Annotated in this window: 20 protein-coding genes; 13 read left to right on the top strand and 7 right to left on the bottom strand. The window is 72.7% G+C overall.

The window, feature by feature from the left end:
- Positions 1-134 precede the first annotated feature (134 nt).
- On the bottom strand, positions 135-1,643 hold the full coding sequence (locus A3CE_RS0145220; RefSeq protein ID WP_020646735.1) for an MFS transporter: 1,509 nt from the start codon (positions 1,641-1,643) through the stop codon (positions 135-137).
- Positions 1,644-1,836: 193 nt separating this feature from the next.
- Positions 1,837-2,316, bottom strand: coding sequence for a DinB family protein (locus A3CE_RS0145225; RefSeq protein WP_020646736.1), 480 nt, complete (start codon positions 2,314-2,316; stop codon positions 1,837-1,839).
- Positions 2,317-2,404: 88 nt separating this feature from the next.
- On the opposite strand from A3CE_RS0145225, the gene A3CE_RS0145230 reads away from it, so the two are divergent.
- Entirely contained in the window at positions 2,405-2,983 is a 579-nt protein-coding gene (locus A3CE_RS0145230) for a helix-turn-helix domain-containing protein (protein WP_020646737.1), read from the top strand.
- Between the two features lie 46 nt (positions 2,984-3,029).
- Positions 3,030-3,884, top strand: a complete 855-nt coding sequence (locus A3CE_RS0145235; protein ID WP_020646738.1) for an LLM class F420-dependent oxidoreductase — start codon at positions 3,030-3,032, stop codon at positions 3,882-3,884.
- Positions 3,885-4,349: 465 nt separating this feature from the next.
- Here the strand turns inward: A3CE_RS0145235 and A3CE_RS0145240 are convergent, their stop codons facing one another.
- Positions 4,350-4,922 (bottom strand): MarR family winged helix-turn-helix transcriptional regulator, encoded by a 573-nt coding sequence (locus tag A3CE_RS0145240; protein WP_020646739.1) that lies wholly within the window; start codon positions 4,920-4,922, stop codon positions 4,350-4,352.
- A 164-nt stretch (positions 4,923-5,086) separates the two neighbouring features.
- Here A3CE_RS0145240 and A3CE_RS0145245 point away from each other — a divergent pair, with 164 nt between their 5' ends.
- Positions 5,087-7,099, top strand: a complete 2,013-nt coding sequence (locus A3CE_RS0145245) for a phosphocholine-specific phospholipase C (protein WP_020646740.1) — start codon at positions 5,087-5,089, stop codon at positions 7,097-7,099.
- 93 nt (positions 7,100-7,192) lie between these two features.
- Here the strand turns inward: A3CE_RS0145245 and A3CE_RS55755 are convergent, their stop codons facing one another.
- Positions 7,193-8,173 (bottom strand): methyltransferase, encoded by a 981-nt coding sequence (locus A3CE_RS55755; protein ID WP_020646741.1) that lies wholly within the window; start codon positions 8,171-8,173, stop codon positions 7,193-7,195.
- Between the two features lie 88 nt (positions 8,174-8,261).
- Here A3CE_RS55755 and A3CE_RS0145255 point away from each other — a divergent pair, with 88 nt between their 5' ends.
- From A3CE_RS0145255 to A3CE_RS0145285, 7 genes are read left to right on the top strand one after another with little or no spacing between them, the layout of a single operon-like run.
- On the top strand, positions 8,262-8,885 hold the full coding sequence (locus A3CE_RS0145255) for a helix-turn-helix domain-containing protein (protein ID WP_020646742.1): 624 nt from the start codon (positions 8,262-8,264) through the stop codon (positions 8,883-8,885).
- A 52-nt stretch (positions 8,886-8,937) separates the two neighbouring features.
- The gene (locus A3CE_RS0145260) at positions 8,938-10,104 is read left to right on the top strand and encodes an NAD(P)/FAD-dependent oxidoreductase (RefSeq protein ID WP_020646743.1); all 1,167 of its coding nucleotides are present in this window, start codon (positions 8,938-8,940) and stop codon (positions 10,102-10,104) included.
- The gene (locus tag A3CE_RS0145265; RefSeq protein WP_020646744.1) at positions 10,101-10,367 is read left to right on the top strand and encodes a (2Fe-2S)-binding protein; all 267 of its coding nucleotides are present in this window, start codon (positions 10,101-10,103) and stop codon (positions 10,365-10,367) included. Before A3CE_RS0145260 ends, A3CE_RS0145265 begins: the two co-directional genes overlap by 4 nt.
- Positions 10,364-11,659, top strand: a complete 1,296-nt coding sequence (locus A3CE_RS0145270; RefSeq protein WP_020646745.1) for an FAD/NAD(P)-dependent oxidoreductase — start codon at positions 10,364-10,366, stop codon at positions 11,657-11,659. The genes A3CE_RS0145265 and A3CE_RS0145270 overlap by 4 nt, the downstream gene beginning before the upstream one ends.
- Positions 11,656-12,567, top strand: a complete 912-nt coding sequence (locus A3CE_RS0145275; RefSeq protein WP_020646746.1) for a dihydrodipicolinate synthase family protein — start codon at positions 11,656-11,658, stop codon at positions 12,565-12,567. The genes A3CE_RS0145270 and A3CE_RS0145275 overlap by 4 nt, the downstream gene beginning before the upstream one ends.
- On the top strand, positions 12,568-13,569 hold the full coding sequence (locus A3CE_RS0145280) for a proline racemase family protein (protein WP_020646747.1): 1,002 nt from the start codon (positions 12,568-12,570) through the stop codon (positions 13,567-13,569).
- A 30-nt stretch (positions 13,570-13,599) separates the two neighbouring features.
- Positions 13,600-14,385, top strand: a complete 786-nt coding sequence (locus A3CE_RS0145285) for an MOSC domain-containing protein (RefSeq protein ID WP_020646748.1) — start codon at positions 13,600-13,602, stop codon at positions 14,383-14,385.
- 236 nt (positions 14,386-14,621) lie between these two features.
- Here A3CE_RS0145285 and ligD read toward each other — a convergent pair whose 3' ends face one another.
- Positions 14,622-16,604: a DNA ligase D gene (ligD, locus tag A3CE_RS0145290; RefSeq protein ID WP_020646749.1), complete on the bottom strand. Its 1,983-nt coding sequence runs from the start codon at positions 16,602-16,604 to the stop codon at positions 14,622-14,624.
- Between the two features lie 87 nt (positions 16,605-16,691).
- Positions 16,692-17,249 carry a TetR/AcrR family transcriptional regulator gene (locus A3CE_RS0145295; RefSeq protein WP_020646750.1) on the bottom strand — a complete coding sequence of 186 codons (558 nt, stop codon included), beginning with the start codon at positions 17,247-17,249 and terminating at the stop codon, positions 16,692-16,694.
- Between the two features lie 124 nt (positions 17,250-17,373).
- Here A3CE_RS0145295 and A3CE_RS0145300 point away from each other — a divergent pair, with 124 nt between their 5' ends.
- Positions 17,374-18,078, top strand: a complete 705-nt coding sequence (locus A3CE_RS0145300; RefSeq protein ID WP_020646751.1) for an alpha/beta fold hydrolase — start codon at positions 17,374-17,376, stop codon at positions 18,076-18,078.
- Positions 18,079-18,136: 58 nt separating this feature from the next.
- A complete protein-coding gene (locus A3CE_RS0145305; RefSeq protein WP_020646752.1) occupies positions 18,137-18,754 on the top strand; it encodes a class I SAM-dependent methyltransferase in 618 nt (205 codons plus the stop codon).
- On the opposite strand, the gene A3CE_RS0145310 is transcribed toward A3CE_RS0145305, so the two are convergent.
- On the bottom strand, positions 18,747-19,466 hold the full coding sequence (locus A3CE_RS0145310; RefSeq protein WP_125591386.1) for an HAD family hydrolase: 720 nt from the start codon (positions 19,464-19,466) through the stop codon (positions 18,747-18,749). The two genes, A3CE_RS0145305 and A3CE_RS0145310, sit on opposite strands and share 8 nt — an antisense overlap.
- 30 nt (positions 19,467-19,496) lie before the next feature.
- On the opposite strand from A3CE_RS0145310, the gene A3CE_RS0145320 reads away from it, so the two are divergent.
- Positions 19,497-20,141 carry a hypothetical protein gene (locus A3CE_RS0145320; protein WP_020646755.1) on the top strand — a complete coding sequence of 215 codons (645 nt, stop codon included), beginning with the start codon at positions 19,497-19,499 and terminating at the stop codon, positions 20,139-20,141.
- Positions 20,142-20,147 lie beyond the last annotated feature (6 nt).

Consider the following 20,147-nt stretch of genomic DNA (forward strand, 5'->3'; position numbering starts at 1 on the left):
GGCCGCTTCCGAACGGGCGGCTACCCGGGTCTCCTCGAGCCTAAACCGCCGGACGTCATGAACGACTCTTTCCTGTCATCCGGCGACAGGAAAGAGTCGTTCATGACACTTCGTCCAGGGGTCAGGTCCAGGGGTCAGGTGGAGAACGGTGAGGACGCGCCTTCCGCGCGGGTGCGGCCACGGCGGCCGGCCACGGCCAGGGGCTGGGCGATGTCCTCCAGGGACTTGCCTTCCGCGTCCACGGCGAGGAACCGCGCGACCAGGCCGCCGGCGATCATGACGGCCGCGCCGATCAGGTAGCCGACGAACAGGCGGACCGGGTGGTCGCCGGTGCCGATGAGCGCGCCGTAGATCACCGGTCCCAGCGCGCCGAAGCACTGCGCGATCGCGAAGAACACCGCGATCGCCTTCGCCCGCACCTCCAGCGGGAAGATCTCGCTCACCGTCAGGTAGCCCGCACTGGCGCCCGCGGAGGCGAAGAAGAAGATCACGCACCACGCGATGGTCTGCGTGACCGCGTTGAGCCACCCGGCGTAGAACAGCCCCGCGGTCACGGCGAGCAGGAGCCCGGACACGACGTACGTGCCCGAGATCATCTTCCGCCGCCCGATGGTGTCGAAGAGGTGGCCGATCGTGAACGGGCCGACCAGGTTGCCCACCGCGAACGCGATCAGGTAGATCGGCGTGGCCGCCGACGAAACCCCGTAGAACTTGCCCAGCACCAGCGTGTAGGTGAAGAAGATCGCGTTGTACAGGAACGACTGGCTGATCATCAGCGAGGCGCCCAGGATCGCCCGTGACGGGTAGTCGCGGAACAGCACCCTGGCCAAGGCGACGTACCCGATCCGCTCGGCCGGCGTCACCTCGATCGCCTTCTTCTCGTCGACCGGCGGCAGCTCGCGGCCCGACTCCGCCACCTCGTGCTCGATCTGGGCGATCGACTCTTCGGCGGCGTCGGCCTTGCCGTGCATGATCTGCCACCGCGGGCTCTCCGGCAGGTGCCGCCGCACCAGCAGGATCACCAGCCCGAGCACCGGGCCGATCAGGAAGCCCAGCCGCCAGCCCAGCGACAGGTCCATCCGGTTGAGCAGGATGTACGTGCCGATCGTGCCCAGCACGGCCCCGGCCCAGTAGGTGCCGTTGACCGCGATGTCGACGCGGCCCCGGAAGCGGGCCGGGATCAGCTCGTCGATCGCGGAGTTGATCGCGGCGTACTCGCCGCCGATGCCCATGCCGGCGACGAACCGGGTCGCGTACAGGAAGATCACCCAGCCGGCGCCGTTGCCGAGGGTCAGCGCGGTCAGCCCGCTGCCGACGAGGTAGACGGCCAGGGTGAGCATGAACAGGTTCCGGCGCCCCAGTTTGTCGGACAGGCTGCCGAAGAACAGCGCGCCGACCACTTCGCCGGCGAGGTAGATCGTCGCGAGCAACCCGACCGCCGCCGACGACATGTTCAGCGTCTCGGGTTTGGTGAGCGTGTCGGCGACCGCGCTGGCCACCGTGATTTCCAAGCCGTCCAGGATCCAGGCCACGCCGAGCGCGACCACCATCCGCGTGTGGAACCGGGACCAGGGCAACCGGTCGATGCGTGCCGGGATCAGCGTCCGCACCCCGGACGACGCCGGTACGGGTGTTGCCGCCATGACAACCTCCTTGAGAGCCAACCGCCTCGCGTGACTTCCCCCTCCGTCGCCTGGCGAAACACGCTCGGGGCCGCGGACGGTCTTGGCGGAGTCTTTCCCCGCTCTTGTCCGCGCGCCGGGATTCCGCTTCCCACCGTCGTTCCACAGTGGATTCGCCGGCGAATCCCGCCCAGGAGGCGAAATGCGCCGCAGGTCAGCGGCCGGTGGTGCCGTCGACCAGCTCACGGAGGATGTCGGCGTGTCCGGCGTGCCTGCCGGTCTCTTCGATCAGGTGGACCAGGGCCCAGCGCATCGACGGCGCGCGGCCGCGCCGCACCGGTTGCGTGAGGTCGGTGCAGGCGTCGATGACCGCGTCCGCCTCGGCGCACGCGGTCCGGTAGCCGGCGAGGATCGAGGCGGCGGTCTCGTCCGGCCGGGGCCGGAACGTGCCGGGCCAGCCGGCCGGGGCCTCGCCGAGGAAGGTGAACCGCTCCACCGCGGTCAGGTGCCGGACCAGGCCCAGCAGCGACGTCCCGGACGGCACGCCGGGGGTGCGTACCCGCGGTTCCGGGACGCCCTCGGCCTTGGCGGCCACCGCCTCCCGCAGGTAGTCGAGGAACCCGCGCAACACGGCCTTCTCGTCCGCGCCGGTGCGCGGGGGCGGGGTGTCACGGCGTCGGTGGGTGACGGGCATGCGAGTCCTCCTGGGGTCGGTGCCCGCCACCTTCGCCCGGCACTCGCGGTTCCGGCATGCTTTCTTGCCGTTCCGGCAAGATGGCGGGGTGAGCGACGACTTCGAGGACGTGCTGCACGCCGTCGGCCCCCGGCTGCGGGCGCTGCGGCGGCACCGCGGGATGACGCTGGCCGAGCTCGCCGCCACGACCGGGGTGTCGGAGAGCACGCTGTCGCGGCTGGAAAGCGGGCTGCGGCGGGCCAGCCTGGAGCTGCTCCTGCCGCTGGCCCGCGCGTACGACGTCCCGCTGGACGACCTCGTCGGCGCGCCCCGCACCGGCGACCCCCGCATCCACCTGACGCCGATCCACCGCCACGGCATGACGTTCGTGCCGCTGTCCCGCCGTCCGGGTGGCATGCAGGCGTACAAGATGATCATCCCGGGCAGTGGCGAGCGCCTCGACCCGGACCACAAGACCCACGAAGGCCACGAGTGGCTCTACGTGCTCCACGGGCGGCTGCGGCTGGTCCTCGGTGAGCACGACCTGGTGCTGCCGCCGGGCGAGGCGGCGGAGTTCGACACGACCGTCCCGCACTGGCTCGGCAGCGCCGACGGGAAGGCGGTCGAGCTGCTCATCCTCTTCGGGCGGTACGGCGAGCGGGCGCATCTGCGGACCTCGGCCCGCTGACCCCGGTGTTGCCTTGACGTCGGCGTCAAGGTCTAGCTTCGGCGGTGTGAAGTTCGGGATCACTTACAGCACCCCGTCGTTCGGCGCCGACCCGGAGCGGCTCGCGGCGTTCGCGCGGCACGCGGAGGAGTGCGGGTTCGAGTCGTTGTACCTGCCGGAACACGTCGCGCTGTATCCGGGCGTCAGGATCGGGCCGATGGAGCTGCCGCCGTCGCTGCCCTACGCGGATCCGCTGGAGTGCCTGAGCTTCGCCGCCGCCGTCACGCGGCGCATCCTGCTCGGCACCGGTGTCCTGCTGCTGCCGTACCACCACCCCGTGGTGCTGGCCAAGCGGCTGGCGACCGTCGACGTGCTGTCCGGCGGCCGCATGCGGCTGCTCACGGTCGGCGTCGGCGCGCTGCCCGGCGAAGCGAAGGCGGCCGGCGTCGACTTCGCGACCCGCGGCCGCCGGGCGGACGAGGCGATCGACGTCCTGCGGCTGCTGTGGGCGGGCGGGGAGGAGGGCGTCAGCTTCGACGGCGAGTTCTACGCCTTCGACGACGCTTGCGTGTTCCCGAAGCCGGTGGGCGTCCGGGAACTGCCCGTCCACGTCGGCGGTTCGAGCGCGGCCGCGGCCCGGCGTGCCGGGCGACGCGGCAACGGCTGGTTCCCGGGCGGCATGCTGCCGCCGGACGAGCGGCGCCGCCAGCTCGAGCTCGTCCGGACCACGGCGGCCGAAGCGGGCCGCGACCCCGATGCCGTCCAGTACACCCGGTGGGGCTCGCTCGGTATGTCCACAAAGGACGTCGAGGTACTGGCAGCGCAGGGAGTGACCCGGATCGTCGTCACGCCCACCACGGCCGAGCCCGGCCGGGCGCACGAGGAGATGGCGGCGTTCGCCGAGCGGTTCACGTTGGCCTGAGGGCGGTTCAGTGGCAGAGGGCGCGCGAGCGACGCACGTCACGTCCGTCGGCCGGAACATCGGCGCGGGCGCGACGTTGTAGAGAGTGTCGGTACGGCGGTGTCCCCGGGCCTCACCCCTTGCCTTCACGGCTCTGCCTTTTCAAAGAAGGCGGTAATGCAGGAGCCGTGTTGTGCCTTTCGCCGCGAGGCGACCCCCGTACCGGCCTCGAACTCCCGCTTCCGCTCGCAGGTCGACCCCCCTCGGACCTCCGCTGGGCGGAAGCGGGACTTTTTCGCGCGTCCTGACGTGTTTGCCGCCCACCGCCCCGGGTACGCCCTGCGCGGCGATGGCCGCCCGGTGGTCGAGTTCAGCCCGTGGTCTCCACAAACCCGGGCACCCGGGCGGTCACCGCTGTTCCCGCGCGCTATCAGGGGTGTCACGTCGCCGTCGAACCGGGCCGGACGGTTTCGCGCGTGGTTTCGGTCATCGGTCCTCCAGGTGACGGGCGAGGTGCTGCTGGTTTTCGACGAGCCGCAGGCACAGGTGCCGCAGCCGGGCGGTTTCGGCGGCGGTGAACCCGCGGAAGAGAGCGGCCATCGCCAGCTGCGAAGGCCGCCGGAACTCCGCCAGCCACGTCCGCCCGTCCTCGGTGATCCGGACCAGCACGGACCGCCGGTCGCGGGGGTCGGGGACGCGCACCGCGTGCCCGGCCCGCTCCAGGGTGTCGACCAGGCCGGTGACGTTCCGGGAGCTGACCCCGGCGGCGGCGGCGAGGTCCTTGATGTTCGAGCCGGCGGTCTCTGCGCCGGGGATGTCCGAGCCGGAGCCGAGGCCGGCGAGCCGGATGAGGATGTCGAGCGCGCCGGGGCTGAGGCCGCGGCTGTCCGTCCCATGGGAGCGCAGCTGGTCCAGGCCGCGCGCGGCGGCTCGGACGGCCGCGGCCGTCTCCAGCACGGTGGTGTCGTCGCCGAGGGTGAACCCGGCCAGTGCGGTCCGGACGCCGGGGGAGTAGAGCAGGTCCTCCGCGTCCCGGGCGAGGTTGGGTACGTCATTCATAGTGAAGCACTACATTAGTACATGCTTCCGTACTTCCGTCAAGGCCTGTCCGGCCGGAGTCGTTTACCAGGGTTTCGCCCGGAGTTAGCCTCGGGCCCGGCAAAGGTTCTCGAAGCCCCGCACATACTGGCCCGGCTCTCCACCCCGACACCCCCGGAGTCTTCATGACGGACGTCAACCGACGGCGGTTCCTGCAGCTGGCCGGCGGCACCGCCGCCCTTACCGCGCTGTCCACGAGCATCGCCCGCGCGGCGGAGATCCCCGCCTTCCGGCGCACCGGCACGCTCGCCGACGTCGAGCACGTCGTGGTCCTCATGCAGGAGAACCGGTCGTTCGACCACTACTTCGGCACGCTGCGCGGGGTCCGCGGCTTCGGCGACCCGCGGCCGGCCACCCTGCCCTCCGGGAAGGTGGTGTGGGAGCAGTCGGACGGCAAGCGCGACATCCTGCCGTTCCGCCCCGAAGCGGACAACCTGGGCCTGCAGTTCATCCAGGACCTGCCGCACAGCTGGAACGACACGCACGCGGCGTGGAACGGCGGGAAGTACGACAAGTGGGTGCCCGCGAAGGGCTCGACCACGATGGCGTACCTGACGCGCGAGGACATCCCGTTCCACTACGCGCTGGCCGACACGTTCACGATCTGCGACGCCTACCACTGCTCGTTCATGGGCTCGACCGACCCGAACCGCTACTACATGTGGACCGGGTACACGGGCAACGACGGCAAGGGCGGTGGCCCGGTCCTCGGCAACGACGAGAAGGGCTATTCCTGGACGACCTACCCCGAGCGGCTCGAAAAGGCCGGGGTGTCGTGGAAGATCTACCAGGACGTCGGCGACGGCCTCGACGCCGCCGGCGGCTGGGGCTGGATCGACGACGCCTACCGCGGCAACTACGGCGACAACTCGCTGCTGTACTTCGACTCCTACCGCAACGCCAAGCCCGGCGATCCCTTATACGACAAGGCCCGCACGGGCACGAACGCCAAGGCCGGCGAAGGCTACTTCGACCAGCTCCGCGCGGACGTCAAGGCCGGGAAGCTGCCGCAGGTCTCGTGGATCACCGCCCCGGAGGCGTTCTGCGAGCACCCGAACTGGCCGGTGAACTACGGCGCCTGGTACATCGCGCAGGTGCTCGACGCGCTGACCGCCAACCCGGACGTGTGGAGCAAGACCGCGCTGCTCATCACCTACGACGAGAACGACGGCTTCTTCGACCACGTCGTCCCGCCGTACGCGTCGGCCGGTCAGTCCACTGTGGACACCTCGGGCGAGATCTTCGCGGGGTCGGCGTCACACCCGGCCGGCCCGTACGGGCTCGGCCAGCGCGTCCCGATGCTCGTGGTGTCGCCGTGGAGCAAGGGCGGCTGGGTGTGCTCCGAGACGTTCGACCACACGTCGATCATCCGGTTCATCGAGCGCCGCTTCGGCGTGCGGGAGCCGAACATCTCGGCCTGGCGCCGGTCGGTGTGCGGCGACCTGACGTCGGCGTTCGACTTCGCGCGGACCGACACCGCCGTGCCGAAGCTGCCGGACACCGCCGGCTACCTCCCACCGGACCGCGAGCGGCACCCGGACTACGTGCCCGCGGTCCCGGCCCACGGCGTGCTGCCGAAGCAGGAACACGGGCTGCGGCCGGCCCGGGCACTGCCGTACGACCTGGCCGCCGACGCCCGGCTCGCCGGTGACCACCTCACGGTGACGTTCGCGAACCACGGCCGGGCGGGGGCCACGTTCTACGTCGTCACGCCGTCGGGTGAGCCGCGGACGTACACGGCGGGTGCCGGCCGTTCGCTGGCCGCCGCGCTGCCGGCGTCCGGTGGATACGACTACACCGCCTACGGCCCGAACGGTTTCGTGCGGCAGTTCCGGGGGAGCGGCGCCGGGCCCGAGGTGAGCGTGCGCTGCTCCGGCTCCGGCCTCGAACTGGTGCTGACGAACTCCGGGACCACCACCGTGAAGCTGACCTTGACGGACGCTTATGGGCGGCGCTCGGTGACGCGCTCGCTGCGACCGGGTGCGCGGGTCGTCGAGGTCGTGGAGACCCGGCGGAGCGGCAACTGGTACGACGTCTCGGTCTCCTCCGACCACGACCCGAAGTTCCTGCGCCGCCTCGCGGGACACGGGGAGACCGGCCGGCCGAGCACGAGCGACCCGGCGATCCTGACGGACTGAGCCGCTCACCCGGCCGGGGCAGTCTTCCCGTAAGGCCGTGAATGGCACATTGAGAGACTCTATGTCCCTCAATGTGCCATTCACGGCCTCGAATCAGGCGACGCCGAATTCCAAAGCCGTGCGGCCGTTCGAGACTGGCGTTGTGGTGCGGAGGGTGAGACCGCTGCCGGCCGCGAGGGCGGTCAGCTCGTCGACGGTCCGTTCGCGGCCCGCGAAGCACATCAGCATGAACAGGTCGATCGCCGTGTCGGAGCCCTGGTTCCGCACGGGCTCGACCACCACGACCGTGCCGTCCGGCGCCGCGGCCTCGCGGCACCTCACCAGGATCCGGCGGGCGTGGTCGTCGTCCCAGTCGTGCAGGATGTCCGACACCAGGTAGGCGTCCGCCCCGGCCGGCAGCGGGTCGAAGAAGCTGCCCGCCACGGCGCCGGCCCGGTCCGCGAGCCCGGCGGCCGCGAACCGCTCGGTGGCTTCGGCGGCCGACGGCGCCAGGTCCAGCACGTCGCCGCGTAGTTCGGGGTGGGCGAGCAGGATCGCTTCGAGCAGCGTCCCGTTGCCGCCGCCGACGTCGAGGATCCGGGGGAAACGGCCCCAGCCGAACCGCTCGGCGATCTGCGGGGCCTGTGCTTGGAAGCGCCAGCGCATCTGGGCGTCGAACGAGCGCCGCAGCGCCGGTTCGGCGTCGATGTCCGTCCAGAATTCGCGTCCGTACCGCCGCTCGTAGGCGGGCGCGCCGGTGGTGATCGTCTCCAGCAGGTCGGCGAAGGCCAGCTCGGCCCGCCCGCCCGCGCACCGGATGTCGAGCAGCGGCTTGATCCCCTCCGGGGCGTCTTCCGCGAGCTGGGCGCCGAGGTCGGTGGGCCGGTAGCGGCCGGACTCGGCGGCGAAGACGCCGATCGCCACCAGGTGGTCGAGCAGGCACCGCAGGGCCGGCGCGGAGCTGCCGGTCGCGGTGGCGAGCTGCTCCGCGGTCGCGCCCGCGGGGCCCGCGTGTTCGACGAGATCGAGCGTCGCGGCCACCCGGATGGCCATCGGGGTGGCCAGGCCGGCCATGGCGAGGATCGACGGGGTCACCGGGCCCAGGCTAACGAGGAAGGCTGGTTCCTCGTAGCGCTTTTCACTACGCTGGCTCGATCGGTAAACCGAACAGAAGGGGGGACCGATGGACGCTTTACCGAACGACGCCGAAGACGGCCACCCGTCGATCCGGGACATGCTGGCGGTGAACCTGCGGGCCGCCCGCTCCGCCCGGGGCCTGTCGCTCTCCGAGCTGGCGCGGCGGTCGGGGATCGGCAAGGCGACCCTGTCCCAGCTGGAAGCGGGCACCGGCAACCCGACGATCGAGACCGTGTTCAGCCTGTCCAGGGTCCTCGAGGTGGCCATCTCCGACCTGCTCGACCACCGGCCCCGCGGCGGCCTGACCGTCGTGCGCGCGGCGGACGTCGAGGTGCTCCGCGGCGAAGGCGTCGACCTGCGGCCGCTGCGCCGGATCGAAGCCGAGAACAGCGTCTTCGAGGTGTACGACCAGGTGGTCCGCGGGGACTCGCCGCAGCGGTCTCAGGGCCACGTCGGCGTCGAGCACACCGTCGTGCAGACCGGCGGCCTGCGGGTCGAGGTGGCGGGCCGGACCGTGGACCTCGGGCCCGGCGACTACGTCGCGTTCGACGCCCGCGAGCCGCACAGCTACACCGCGCTGGCCGCTCCCGTGCACTCGGTGCTGCTGTTGCAGTACCGCGCGGACGAGCGGCTCGACGGCAGGCCGCACCCGGTCCCGGTGGCGGATTGACACCCTTCGCGACCGAGACCTATCGTTCGCTATACCGAACGCTGGAGGCGCGATGAACCGAACGCGGGTGGTGGTGATCGGCGCCGGCATCGTCGGCGCCGCGTGCGCGCGTGAGCTCGCCTCGGCCGGCTTCGACGTCGTGGTCCTCGACCGCGGCCGGCCGGCGGGCGGCACCACCTCGCACGGTGAGGGCAACGTCCTGGTTTCGGACAAGGGACCGGGCGCCGAGCTCGCGCTCGCTCAACTGTCGGCCCGGCTGTGGCCGCGGCTGCTGGCCGAGATCGCCGGCGCCGACCCGCGGGCGGCGGCCGCGACGGAGTACGACCCCAAGGGCGGCATCGTCGTCGCCACCACGGAAGCCGGGGCCCGCGCGCTCACCGCGTTCGCCGCCGAGCAGGCCGCGGCGGGCGTCCGCACCGAGCGGCTGTCCGCGGCGGAGGTCGCGGCGGCCGAACCCGCGCTGACCCGGGAGGTGACCGCGGCCGTCCGCTACCCGGAAGACGCGCAGGTGCAGCCGGCCGGCGCGACGCTGGCCCTGCTGGGCTCGGCGCTCGCCCACGGCGCCCGGCTGCGCACGGACACCGAAGTGACCGGCGCGGTCGTCCACGGCGGCCGGCTCGCCGGGGTCCGCGTACCCGGCGAAGTGGTCGAGGCGGACATCGTCGTGAACGCGGCGGGCCCGTGGTCCGGGCTCGTTTCGGCCCGGCTGGGCGCCCCGATCGCCGTCCGGCCCCGGCGCGGCGAGGTGCTGGTGACCACGCCGATGCCCGGCGTGGTGCGCCACAAGGTCTACGACGCCGACTACGTCGGGGCGGTCGGGACCGGCAGCGGCGAGCTGCAGACGTCCGCGGTGGTGGAGTCGACACGGGGCGGCACCGTGCTGATCGGCTCGTCGCGCCGCCAGGCAGGCTTCGACGACGCGATCCGGCCCGACGTGCTGGGCGCCATCGCGGCCAAGGCCGTGCGGCTGTTCCCGGCCCTGGCCGACGCCGCAGTGATGCGGGCCTACGGCGGCTTCCGGCCGTACGTCGACGACCACCTCCCGGTGCTGGGCGAGGACCCGCGGCTGGGCAACCTCTGGCACGCGACCGGCCACGAAGGCGCGGGGATCGGCCTGAGCGTCGGCACCGCGCGGCTGCTGCGTGAGCTGCTCACCGGGGAAGAACCGTCGATGCCGGTCGGGGAGTTCACTGTGGACCGTCCGGCGGTGGTGGCGTGAGCGACCGGCCGATCGAGATCACCGTCGACGGCGAAACCGTGGCGGGTGTCGCGGGCCGGACGATCGCCGGCGTGCTGCTGGCGTCCGGGCGGACGTCGTGGCGCACCACGCGGTCCGGCGCGCCGCGGGGCGTGTTCTGCGGGATCGGCGCCTGTTTCGACTGCCTGCTCACCGTGAACGGCGTGCCGGACGTCCGCGCCTGCCGCCGCCGCGCCGCCGACGGCGACGAGGTCCGGACCCAGTCCCGGGAGGAGGGCGCGTGACGCGGGTGGTCGTCATCGGGGCCGGGCCCGCGGGACTCGCCGCCGCCGAGCAAGCGTTGCGTGCCGGGGCCGAAGTCGCCGTCCTGGACCAGGCGGACGCGCCGGGCGGCCAGTACCACCGGACGCAGGCGGGGGCGCGGCACGGCTTCGAGGCGCTGCTGAGCCGGTGCGAGTGGTGGCCCGAGAGCACGGTCTGGGCGCTGGACGGCAGGCGGGTCCACGTCCTGCGCGGCCCGGCCGACGGCACCGGGCGGCGGCGGCACGTTCTCGAGCCCGACGCGCTGGTCCTCGCCACCGGCGCCCACGACCGGGTCCTGCCGTTCCCCGGCTGGCAGCTGCCCGGCGTCTTCACCGCGGGCGCCGCGCAGGCGCTGGCCAAGGGGGAGTGGGTGGCCGCCGGACGGCGGGTGCTCGTCGCCGGGGCCGGGCCGTTCCTGCTGCCGGTCGCCGAATCGCTGCTGGACGTCGGCGCCGAGGTGCTCGCCGTCCTGGAGGCAAACCCGGCCTCGACTGTCCTCAAAGGATGGTCGTGGCGCGCGGCCGCGCACGTCGGCAAGACGGGCGAACTGGTCCGTTACGCCGGCACGCTGGCCCGGCACCGCGTGCCCTACCGCATGGGCCGCGCCGTCGTCGAAGCCCGCGGGGACGACCGGGTCCGCGAAGTCGTCACCGCCCGCGTCCGCGCGGACTGGTCGGTCGTCCCCGGCACCGAACGGACCTACGCAGTCGACGCCGTCTGCGTCGGGCACGGCTTCGTGCCGCAGCCCGAACTCGCCGTCGCGGCGGGCTGCGCGCTCGACGGCGGGTTCGTCCGGGTCGACGGCGACCAGCGCACCAGCGTCCCCGGCGTGTTCGCCGCCGGCGAGATCACCGGCATCGGCGGCGCGGTGACCGCGGCGGCGGAAGGCGCCGTCGCCGGCTGCGTCGCGGCCGGCGGCCGACCGGCCCCCGCCCTGCTCCGAACGCGCGATCGGGCCCGCGCGTTCGCCGGACGGCTCGCCGCCGCCCATCCGATCGGCGCGGCCTGGCCCGGCTGGCTGCGCGCGGACACGATCGTCTGCCGCTGCGAGGAAACCACCTACGGCGACCTGAAGAACGCCGCCGCCGGCCCGGCCGCGCCGGGCCCGCACGCGCTCAAGCTCGGCACCCGCGCCGGGCTCGGCCCCTGCCAGGGCCGGATGTGCGGGCCGGCCGTCGCCGACCTCTGCGGGGGTGCCGAGCGGCACCACCGTCCGATCGCCCAGCCGATCCGGCTGGGCGAGCTCGCCGATCCGAAGGAGACCGACGCATGAGCACCCGCGACCTCGGCGGCGTGGTCGTCGCCGCCGCTTTGCCCTACCGGGCCGACGACGCCGCGCCCGCCGGGCTGGCCGTCGACTACGACACCTACGCCGAGCACTGCCGGTGGCTCGTCGACAACGGCTGCCGCGGGGTCGGCCCGAACGGTTCCCTCGGCGAGTACTCCTCGCTCACCGACGACGAGCGCCGCCGCGTCGCCCGCACCGCGATCGAGGCCGTCGGGGCCGACGGGATCGTCGTCGTCGGCGTCCACGGCCCCGGCGCGCACCAGGCCCGGTACTGGGCCGAAGCGGCGGCCGAGGACGGCGCGCACGGCGTGCTCTGCCTCCCGCCGACGCTCTACCGCGCCAACCGCGGCGAAGTCCTCGCCCACTTCGAAGCCGTCGCGTCCGTCGGGCTGCCGGTGATGGTCTACAACAACCCCTTCGACACCAAGGTCGACCTCACGCCGGACCTGCTGGCCGAGATCGCGCAGATCGACAACGTCGTGGCCGTCAAGGAGTTCTCCGGCGACGTCCGGCGCGTGCTGGAGATCTGCGAGCGGGCACCCGGGCTGGCCGTGATCGGCGGCGCCGACGACGTCGTCCTGGAAAGCCTGCTGATGGGCGCCACCGGCTGGTTCGCCGGGTTCCCCAACGTGTTCCCGGCCGAGTCGGCGCGCCTGTTCGAGCTGGCCACGGCGGGCAAGCTCGACGAAGCCCGTGCGCTGTACGAGCCGCTGGTGGCCGCGTTCCGCTGGGACTCGCGCACCGAGTTCGTCCAGGCCATCAAGCTCGGCATGGACATGGTCGGCCGCCACGGCGGCCCGTGCCGCCCGCCGCGAGGCCCGCTTTCGGACGCCCAACGCGAGCAGGTCCGCGCCGACATGGGCCGCGCGCTCGCGGCGCTGGGGGTGGCGTAGGTGCGGTCCTCACGCGCGATCACGGCGGTCGATTCGCACACCGAAGGCATGCCGACCCGGGTGGTGACCGGCGGGGTGGGCACGATCCCCGGCGCCACGATGGCCGAGCGCCGCCGCTACTTCATCGAAAACCTCGACCACCTCCGGCAGTTCCTGATGAACGAGCCCCGCGGCCACTCGGCGATGAGCGGCGCGATCCTGCAGCCGCCCTGCCGGGAGGACGCCGACTGGGGTGTCGTCTACATCGAGGTGTCCGGCTGCCTGCCGATGTGCGGCCACGGCACGATCGGCGTGGCCACGGTGCTGGTGGAGACCGGCATGGTCGAGGTGACCGAGCCGGTGACGGTGGTGCGCCTGGACACCCCGGCCGGGCTGGTGCGCGCCGAGGTCTCCGTCCGGGACGGGCGGGCCGAACGCGTCAAGCTGCGCAACGTCGCGTCGTTCCTCGCCGAGCGCGACGCCGTGGTGGACGTGCCCGGTTTCGGCGAGGTCCGCTACGACCTCGCCTACGGCGGCAACTTCTACGCCATTCTCGAACTGTCCCAAGTGGACATTCCGTTCGAGCGGACGGAGAAGGACCGGATCCTTTCGGCGGGCCTGGCGATCATGGGCGCGATCAACGAGCAGCGGCCGCCGAAGCACCCGGCCGACCAGCTGATCGGCGGCTGCAAGCACGTCCAGTTCCTCGCGCCGGGCTCGGACGCGCGGGCGTCGCGGAACGCGATGGCCATCCACCCGGGCTGGTTCGACCGGTCACCCTGCGGCACCGGCACGTCCGCCCGGATGGCCCAGCTGCACGCCCGCGGCGAGCTGCCGCTGCACACGCCGTTCGAGAACAGCTCGTTCATCGGCACCACGTTCACGGGCGAGCTGGCCGGGGAAACGGAGGTGGGCGGAGTGCCCGCCGTGATCCCGGAGTTCTCCGGCCGCGCCTGGATCACCGGCACCGCCACGTACCTGCTCGACCCGTCCGATCCGTTCCCGGCAGGTTTCGTCCTGTAGTCCGGCCGCCGCGGGCGGTACTTTGGCGGTATGGGGACCGTTCACGCGCTGACGTCGTATCCGATCAAGGAATGTGCCGGGGTCGTCCACGAGCAGGCCGACGTCGGTCCGGCCGGGCTGACCCACGATCGGCTGTTCGCGGTGGTCGGCCCGGACGGGGAAACCGCCTGGCAGGGCGAGACGCCGCGGCTCGCGACGATCCGGGGCCGGTTGTCCGATGACGGCGGGAAACTGGCGCTGAGCGCCCCCGGTGCCGGCGAGTTCGTGCTGGACGTGGCGGTGGACGGCCCGGCCCGGCCGGTCGACGTGGACAAGTGGCCCGGGGCCGGGATCGACCAGGGTGACCAGACGGCGGAGTGGCTGTCCGGAGCGCTCGGCAGGCCGGTCCGCCTGGTCCGCGAGCCGGACCGGGCGAGCCGGGTCCGCGGCGGCGACACCACGGCGCTCCTGATCCTCTCACTGTCCTCTTTGGACGGTCTGAACGCGCGAATCGCCGAGCGGGGCGCGGAACCGGTCCCGATGACCCGGTTCCGGCCCAACATCGTGATCGGCGGCTGGCCCGACCCGCACACCGAGGACCGGGTGGACCGGATGAGGGTCGGCGGCACCGAAATCGGCTTCGGCGAACTGGCGATCCGCTGCGCGGTCACCCTCGTCGACCAGGCGGCCGGGGTGCGCGCCGGCCCGGAACCGTTGCGCACCCTGGCCGGCTACCGCCGCGAACCCGATGGCGTCAGCTTCGGCATGAAGGCGGCGGTGCTCGCCCCCGGCGGCATCGCCGTCGGCGACGAGGTCACCATCACCGCCTGGCGCTGACGACCCGCGTGATTCGGGGGTCGACTCGCGTGATTGAGGGGTCAACTCGCGTGATTAGGGAGTCGACACGGCCAGAACACGTGTCGACCCTTCAATCACGTGTGTCGACCTCCTGATCACGGGTGTCGACCCTTTGGTCACGTGCGGCGGAGGCGTTCAGCCGGCCGTGCAGGCCGCGAGGGCGGCATTGAAACCGGTGTTCGTGAAGCGGATTGGGGCGTTCGGGCCGGATTCGCTCAGGGGAGTGGTGTGCGGGTCTCGGCCAAGCCGGCGAGGAGGTCGCCGTGGTCTTCGAGGCGGTCGAGGACCTCGTCCGCGGTGAACGTGAGGTGATTGACGTGGCGGCAGGCGCGGACCTCGTCCCACGTGACCGGGGTCGACGCGGTCGGGTGGTCGCGGCCGCGCAGTGAGTACGGCGCCACCGTCGTCTTGGCCGGGTTGTTCTGGCTCCAGTCGATGAACACCCGGCCGGTGCGCTGGGCCTTCGCCATCACCGCCGTCACCGACTCCGGTGTCTCCCGGGCGAGCCGCTGTGCCAGCCGCTTGGCGTAGGCCGCCGGCGCCGCCGGGTCGCCGGTGTCGATGCCGCAGTACAGCTGCATTCCCTTGGAGCCCGACGTTTTCGCGTACGGGGTGAGCCCGTCGGCGACGAGGACGTCGTGGAGGCGGGCGGCCACCCGGCAGCAGTCGACGATCGTGGTGCCCGGCCCGGGGTCGAGGTCGAACACCAGCCGGTCCGGGGGCCGCCGCGTGCCCGCCGCCACTGTCCACTGGGGAATGTGGAGCTCGAGCGCCGCCATGTTCGCCGCCCACACCAGGCCCGGGAGGTCGTCCAGCAGCGGGTAGTCGATCGTGCCGCCGTTGCCGCGTGAGCCGCTGCTCGGCAGCCGCACCGTGCGCAGCCAGGCCGGGGCGCCGTTCGGGACGTTCTTCTCGAACCACTTCTCGCCGTCGACGCCGTTCGGGTAGCGGATGAACGTGACCGGCCGGCCCGCGAGGTGCGGCAGCAGCACCGCGGCGACGCGGGAATAGTAGTTGATCACCTCGCCCTTCGTGAACCCGTCCGCCGGGTACAGCACCTTGTCCAAATTGGACAGTGTGAGCCGCCGGTTCCCCGCCTGGACGATGATCCGCTGACCGGCCGGCTCGGCCGGGGGCGGCGGGGCGGCGGGTTCGTGCGGGACCGCACGCGGGGCGATGACGTCGCGGGGCTCCTTGTCGTGGCGCAGGCCGCGCCACGCGGTGTGGCGGACGCGGCCGCCGCGGGTGAACTGCCGGTAGACGATCTCGCCCACCAGGCGCGGTTCGACCCAGCGGGCGCGGACGGTGTCCTCCCTCGGCGGCGTCGTCACGAACGGATGTGCGCGACGCTCGAACGGCTGCAACTGCGCCATCAGGTCGGCCCGGGCGGCTTGGCTGAAGCCGGTCCCGACGTCGCCGATGTAGACGAGGTCGCCGGTCGCCGGATCGTGCGCGCCGAGCAGCAGCCCGCCGAGGGTGCCGGTGAAGCTGTGCTGGCCGGGCCGCCAGCCGCAGACGACGACCTCCTGCGTCCGGATCAGCGGGTGCTTGAGCCAGGAATCCGGCCGCTGGCCGGGGACGTAGGCGGAGGAGCGCAGCTTCGCGACGACGCCCTCGTACCCGGCGGACGCGGCGTTGGCGAGGAAGTCTTCGGGGGTGCGGCGGTCGGCGGCGAGTTCGTCGAAGGTGACCGCGCGGACCACCGAGACGCGGTAGGGATCGGGCATCGGCAGCGCCGCCAGCAGGCGACGGCGTTCCTCGTACGGCGTGGCGAGCAGGCTTCGGTCGCCGAGCCGGAGCAGGTCGAAGGCCAGGAACCGGACCGGGACGTCGGTGAACTCGAGGCCCTTCGGCCCGCTCTGGTGCCGGACGTACCGGCCACGGCGTTCCTGCATCAGCTCGAAGTCGATCCGGCCGTCCTCGCCGTAGACGACGATCTCGCCGTCCAGGTAGGCGGCCCGGCCGTCGAGGGCGGGGGCGAGCACCCCGGCGAGGCCGGCGAACTCGGCGGTGAAGTCGATGTTGTTGCGGCTGGTCAGCACGGTGGTGCCGGCCGGGCCGATCCGCATGGCCGCGCGGTAACCGTCCAGTTTGTACTCGTAGGCCCACTCGGGGCCGCTGCGCAGCCGTCCGCCGTCGGCCTTGGCGAGCATCGGCTCGATCCAGGCCGGGACGTGCGACGCGTCGTCTGCCGTCATCCCCACCTCCGTCACCTTACGTGCCCAAGGTAACCCGTTCGGCCTAGATTTGCCGGGTTTGCCCAGGTGAAGAGGGCCCCGGTCCACTCAGGCGGGGAAGAGGTCCTCGACGGCCCGCCGGAGCGTCGCGCGCACCTTGCCGGCGTCGTCGAGTTCGCCGCCGTGCAGTGCACCGTCGCGCAGCAGGACGAGCACGCGCGCCGCGTGGTCCGGTTCGGGGTGGCCGAGTGCGGCCGCCTGCTCGCGCAGGACTTCGAAGAACCAGTTCCGGTGGTCGTCGATGACCGCGCGCACCGGGTGCCGTGGGTCGGGGTATTCGGCGGCGGCGTTGAGGAACTGGCAGCCGCGGAAGTCCTCGCCGCGGGTCGCGTCGCCGACCACGGCCATCGTGTCGGCCAAACCTTCGCGCGGGGGTTTGCCGGCCCGGGCCGCTTCGACGGCCGCGCGGATCTGCCGGCTGGTCTCGGTGAGGTAGGCGGTGACGAGGTCGTCCTTGGCGGGGTAGTGCCGGTAGAAGGTCGCCCGGGTCACGGACGCCTCGGAGACCAGGCGTTCGACCCCGACGGCGTGGATGCCCTCGGCGTAGAACAGCCGCGAGGCGGTCGCGAGCAGCCGGTCCTTCGGGTGCGCGTCGACAGTCTTCATTCCCGCAGTGTAGAGAAAGACCGATCGTTCTGCCAGGTCGGCTTCGTCACCTTGCCAACGCGGTTCCGGCACGCCAGAGTAGGCGAAGCAGAAAGACCGATCGTTCTCTCTGAAGGAGCCAGTCATGAGCAAGCCCACCGTCGTCCTGGTCCACGGCGCGTTCGCCGACTCGTCCAGCTGGACGGGCGTCGCCGCCAAGCTGCAGGAGCTCGGCTATCCGGTGGTGGCGGTCGCGAACCCGCTGCGGGGCGTCGAGTCCGACGCGGCCTACGTCGCCGACGTCGTCAACGGCGTGTCCGGTCCCGTGGTGCTGGCCGGCCACTCCTACGGCGGCGCCCTGATCAGCCGGGCGGCCACTTCGACGCCGAACGTCCGCGCCCTGGTCTACATCGCCGCGTTCCAGCCCGACGCGGGCGAGAGCGTGTTCGAGCTGTCCGGCCGCCACCCGGGCGCCAAGCTCGGCCCGGAGACCACGAACGTCCTGGTGCACGACGGGCAGCCGGAGCTGTCGATCAAGCCGGAAGACTTCGCCGAGGTCTTCGCCGCCGACGTGCCCGCCGCCACCGCGGCGATCATGGCGGTCACCCAGCGGCCGGTCGCGGAGCAGGCGCTGGCCGCGCCGTTCGACGGCACCCCGGCGTGGACGAAGCTGCCTTCGTGGACGCTGGTCGCCAACCAGGACAACGCGATCCCGGCCGCGGCGCAGGAGTTCATGGCCGAGCGCGCGTCGTCGACCGTCCGCCGGATCGACGCTTCGCACGCCGTCGCGGTGTCCCAGCCGGAGGTCGTGGCCGAGGTGATCGTGGCCGCGGCGACCGGCACCGAGTGAGTCGGCGCCGCAGCGCGGTCGCTTCCGCCACGACGCCGGTTCGTGCTTCGCTGGGGATATGACGAAGGCGGAGCGGTGGCGTCGGTACTGGGACCGCAAGTCCGCGACCTACGACGCGGAGATGGGCGTCTGGGACCGCCGTCTCTTCGGCGACTCGCGGGAGTGGGCTTGCGGCCAGGCCACGGGCGACGTCCTGGAGGTCGCGGTCGGGACCGGGCTGAACCTCCCGTGCTACCCCGCGGAGGTGACGCTCACCGGCCTCGACCTCAGCGAGGGGATGCTCGCCATCGCCCGCGACCGCGCCCGCCGGCTCGATCGCCCGGTGACGCTGCGCCAGGGCAGCGCCCAGCAGCTGCCCTTCGCCGAGGCCTCCTTCGACACCGTGCTGTGCACGTTCGGCCTCTGCGCGATCGGAGACCCCGCGGCCGCGGTCGGGGAGATGGTGCGGGTGCTGCGCCCGGGCGGGCGGCTGATCCTGGTCGACCACGTCGCGTCGTCGTCGCGGGTGGTGCGTGGCATGCAGTGGCTGCTCGAGCTGGCGAGCGTCCCGCTGGCGGGCGAGCACTTCCGGCGGCGGCCGCTGGTCCTCGTCAAGGCGCTGGGGGTGCCGGTGGAACGGCGGGAGCGGTTCAAGCTGGGGCTGGTGGAACGCCTGGTCGCCCGGAAGGTCAGTTGAACAGCACGCTGTCGTCGAGGTCGTCGAGCAGGGCCGCGACGTCGTCGTAGACCGCGACGGCGCCCGCGTCGGTCAGTTCCGCCGCGCCGACCCCGCCGGAGCGCACCGAGACCGTGCGGACGCCGGCCTTGGTGGCGGCGTGGACGTCCCAGACCGCGTCGCCGACGAAGATCGTGTCCTCCGCTGCCGTCCCGGCCTTTTCGAGGGCGGCGAACACCGGTTCCGGGTCGGGTTTCGTCGCTTCGACGTCCGCCCCGGACACGATGCCGGCGACCACGTCGTCGACGTCGAGGACCTTCCGCAGCGCGGCCAGCTCGTCCGGCCCCGCCGACGTCGCCAGCACGACCTGCACGCCGCGCCCCGCGAGGGTGCGCACGAGCTCGGGCGCCCGGTCGAACGGCCGCAGCAGCTCGGCCGTCTCCAGGTAGAAGCGGCTGTGCAGGTCCTTCGCCTCGTCGCCGACGCGCTCGGCGTCTTCGTCGCCCAGCAGGGTGGCCAGCAGCTTGCCGGACCCCTTCCCGATCGCCCGGTGGACGCGCCAGGAGTCGACGTTCCGGTCCAGCGCGTGGAACGCCCGGCGCCAGGCGTGGACGTGGAGGTAGTTGGAGTCGACGAGCGTGCCGTCGACGTCGAACAGGACCGCGGTGGCGATGGTGTGCTCCTTGGGTGAGTGCGGTTTCTCCGTGCTCCGCGCGGGTAACGGGAGGGTGATCCGAGTACCCCAGCCGAAAGCGAGCTACACATGGCCGGCCTCGTCTCGACGGGCTTCCGCGGTCTGGCGGCGCTGCGGCGCGCGCCGGCCTTCCACCCCGGCGGTGTCGTGCTGCGCGGCGAACTCCGGCGCGTCGCGGACGATCTGCCGTGGCCGCCGGAGACGGCACCCGTCGTCGCGCGGCTGTCCAAGGGCGCTGGGACGCCGGGGCGGCTGCCGGACGCGCTCGGGTTGGCGGTGCGGATCCCGGGCGCGGGCCGCGACGGCGGGCCGTGGGACATCACGCTGACGACGGCGGGCGGCGGCCACCTCGGGCGGCTGCTGCCCCGGCCGGCGGCCGCGTGGACGCGCGGCGCGTACAGCAGCCTCGTGCCCTACCGCCGGGCCGACCGGCTGGTCTGGCTGGGAGCGTGGGCGGAAACGGGCACGCCGCGGGTCGAAGCGTCGCTCGACGCGGTGCGGGCGGCGGCACCCTTGCGGTTCGTGCTCCGGACCGGCCGCGAAGACGGGCGCTGGTGCGACAGCGCGGTGCTGACGTTGACGGAAGCCGCCGGGGACGCGCCGTCGTTCGACCCCATGCTGAACCGTCCCGAAGGGCTGGGGTTCGCCCCGGAATGGCTGGTGCGGGTTCGGGAGCGGGCGTACGCGGGAAGCCGGGCCGGGCGGCCGTCGTGAACCGGC

This window comes from Amycolatopsis balhimycina FH 1894 (assembly GCF_000384295.1).
In the GTDB taxonomy this organism is placed as follows: Bacteria; Actinomycetota; Actinomycetes; order Mycobacteriales; family Pseudonocardiaceae; genus Amycolatopsis; species Amycolatopsis balhimycina.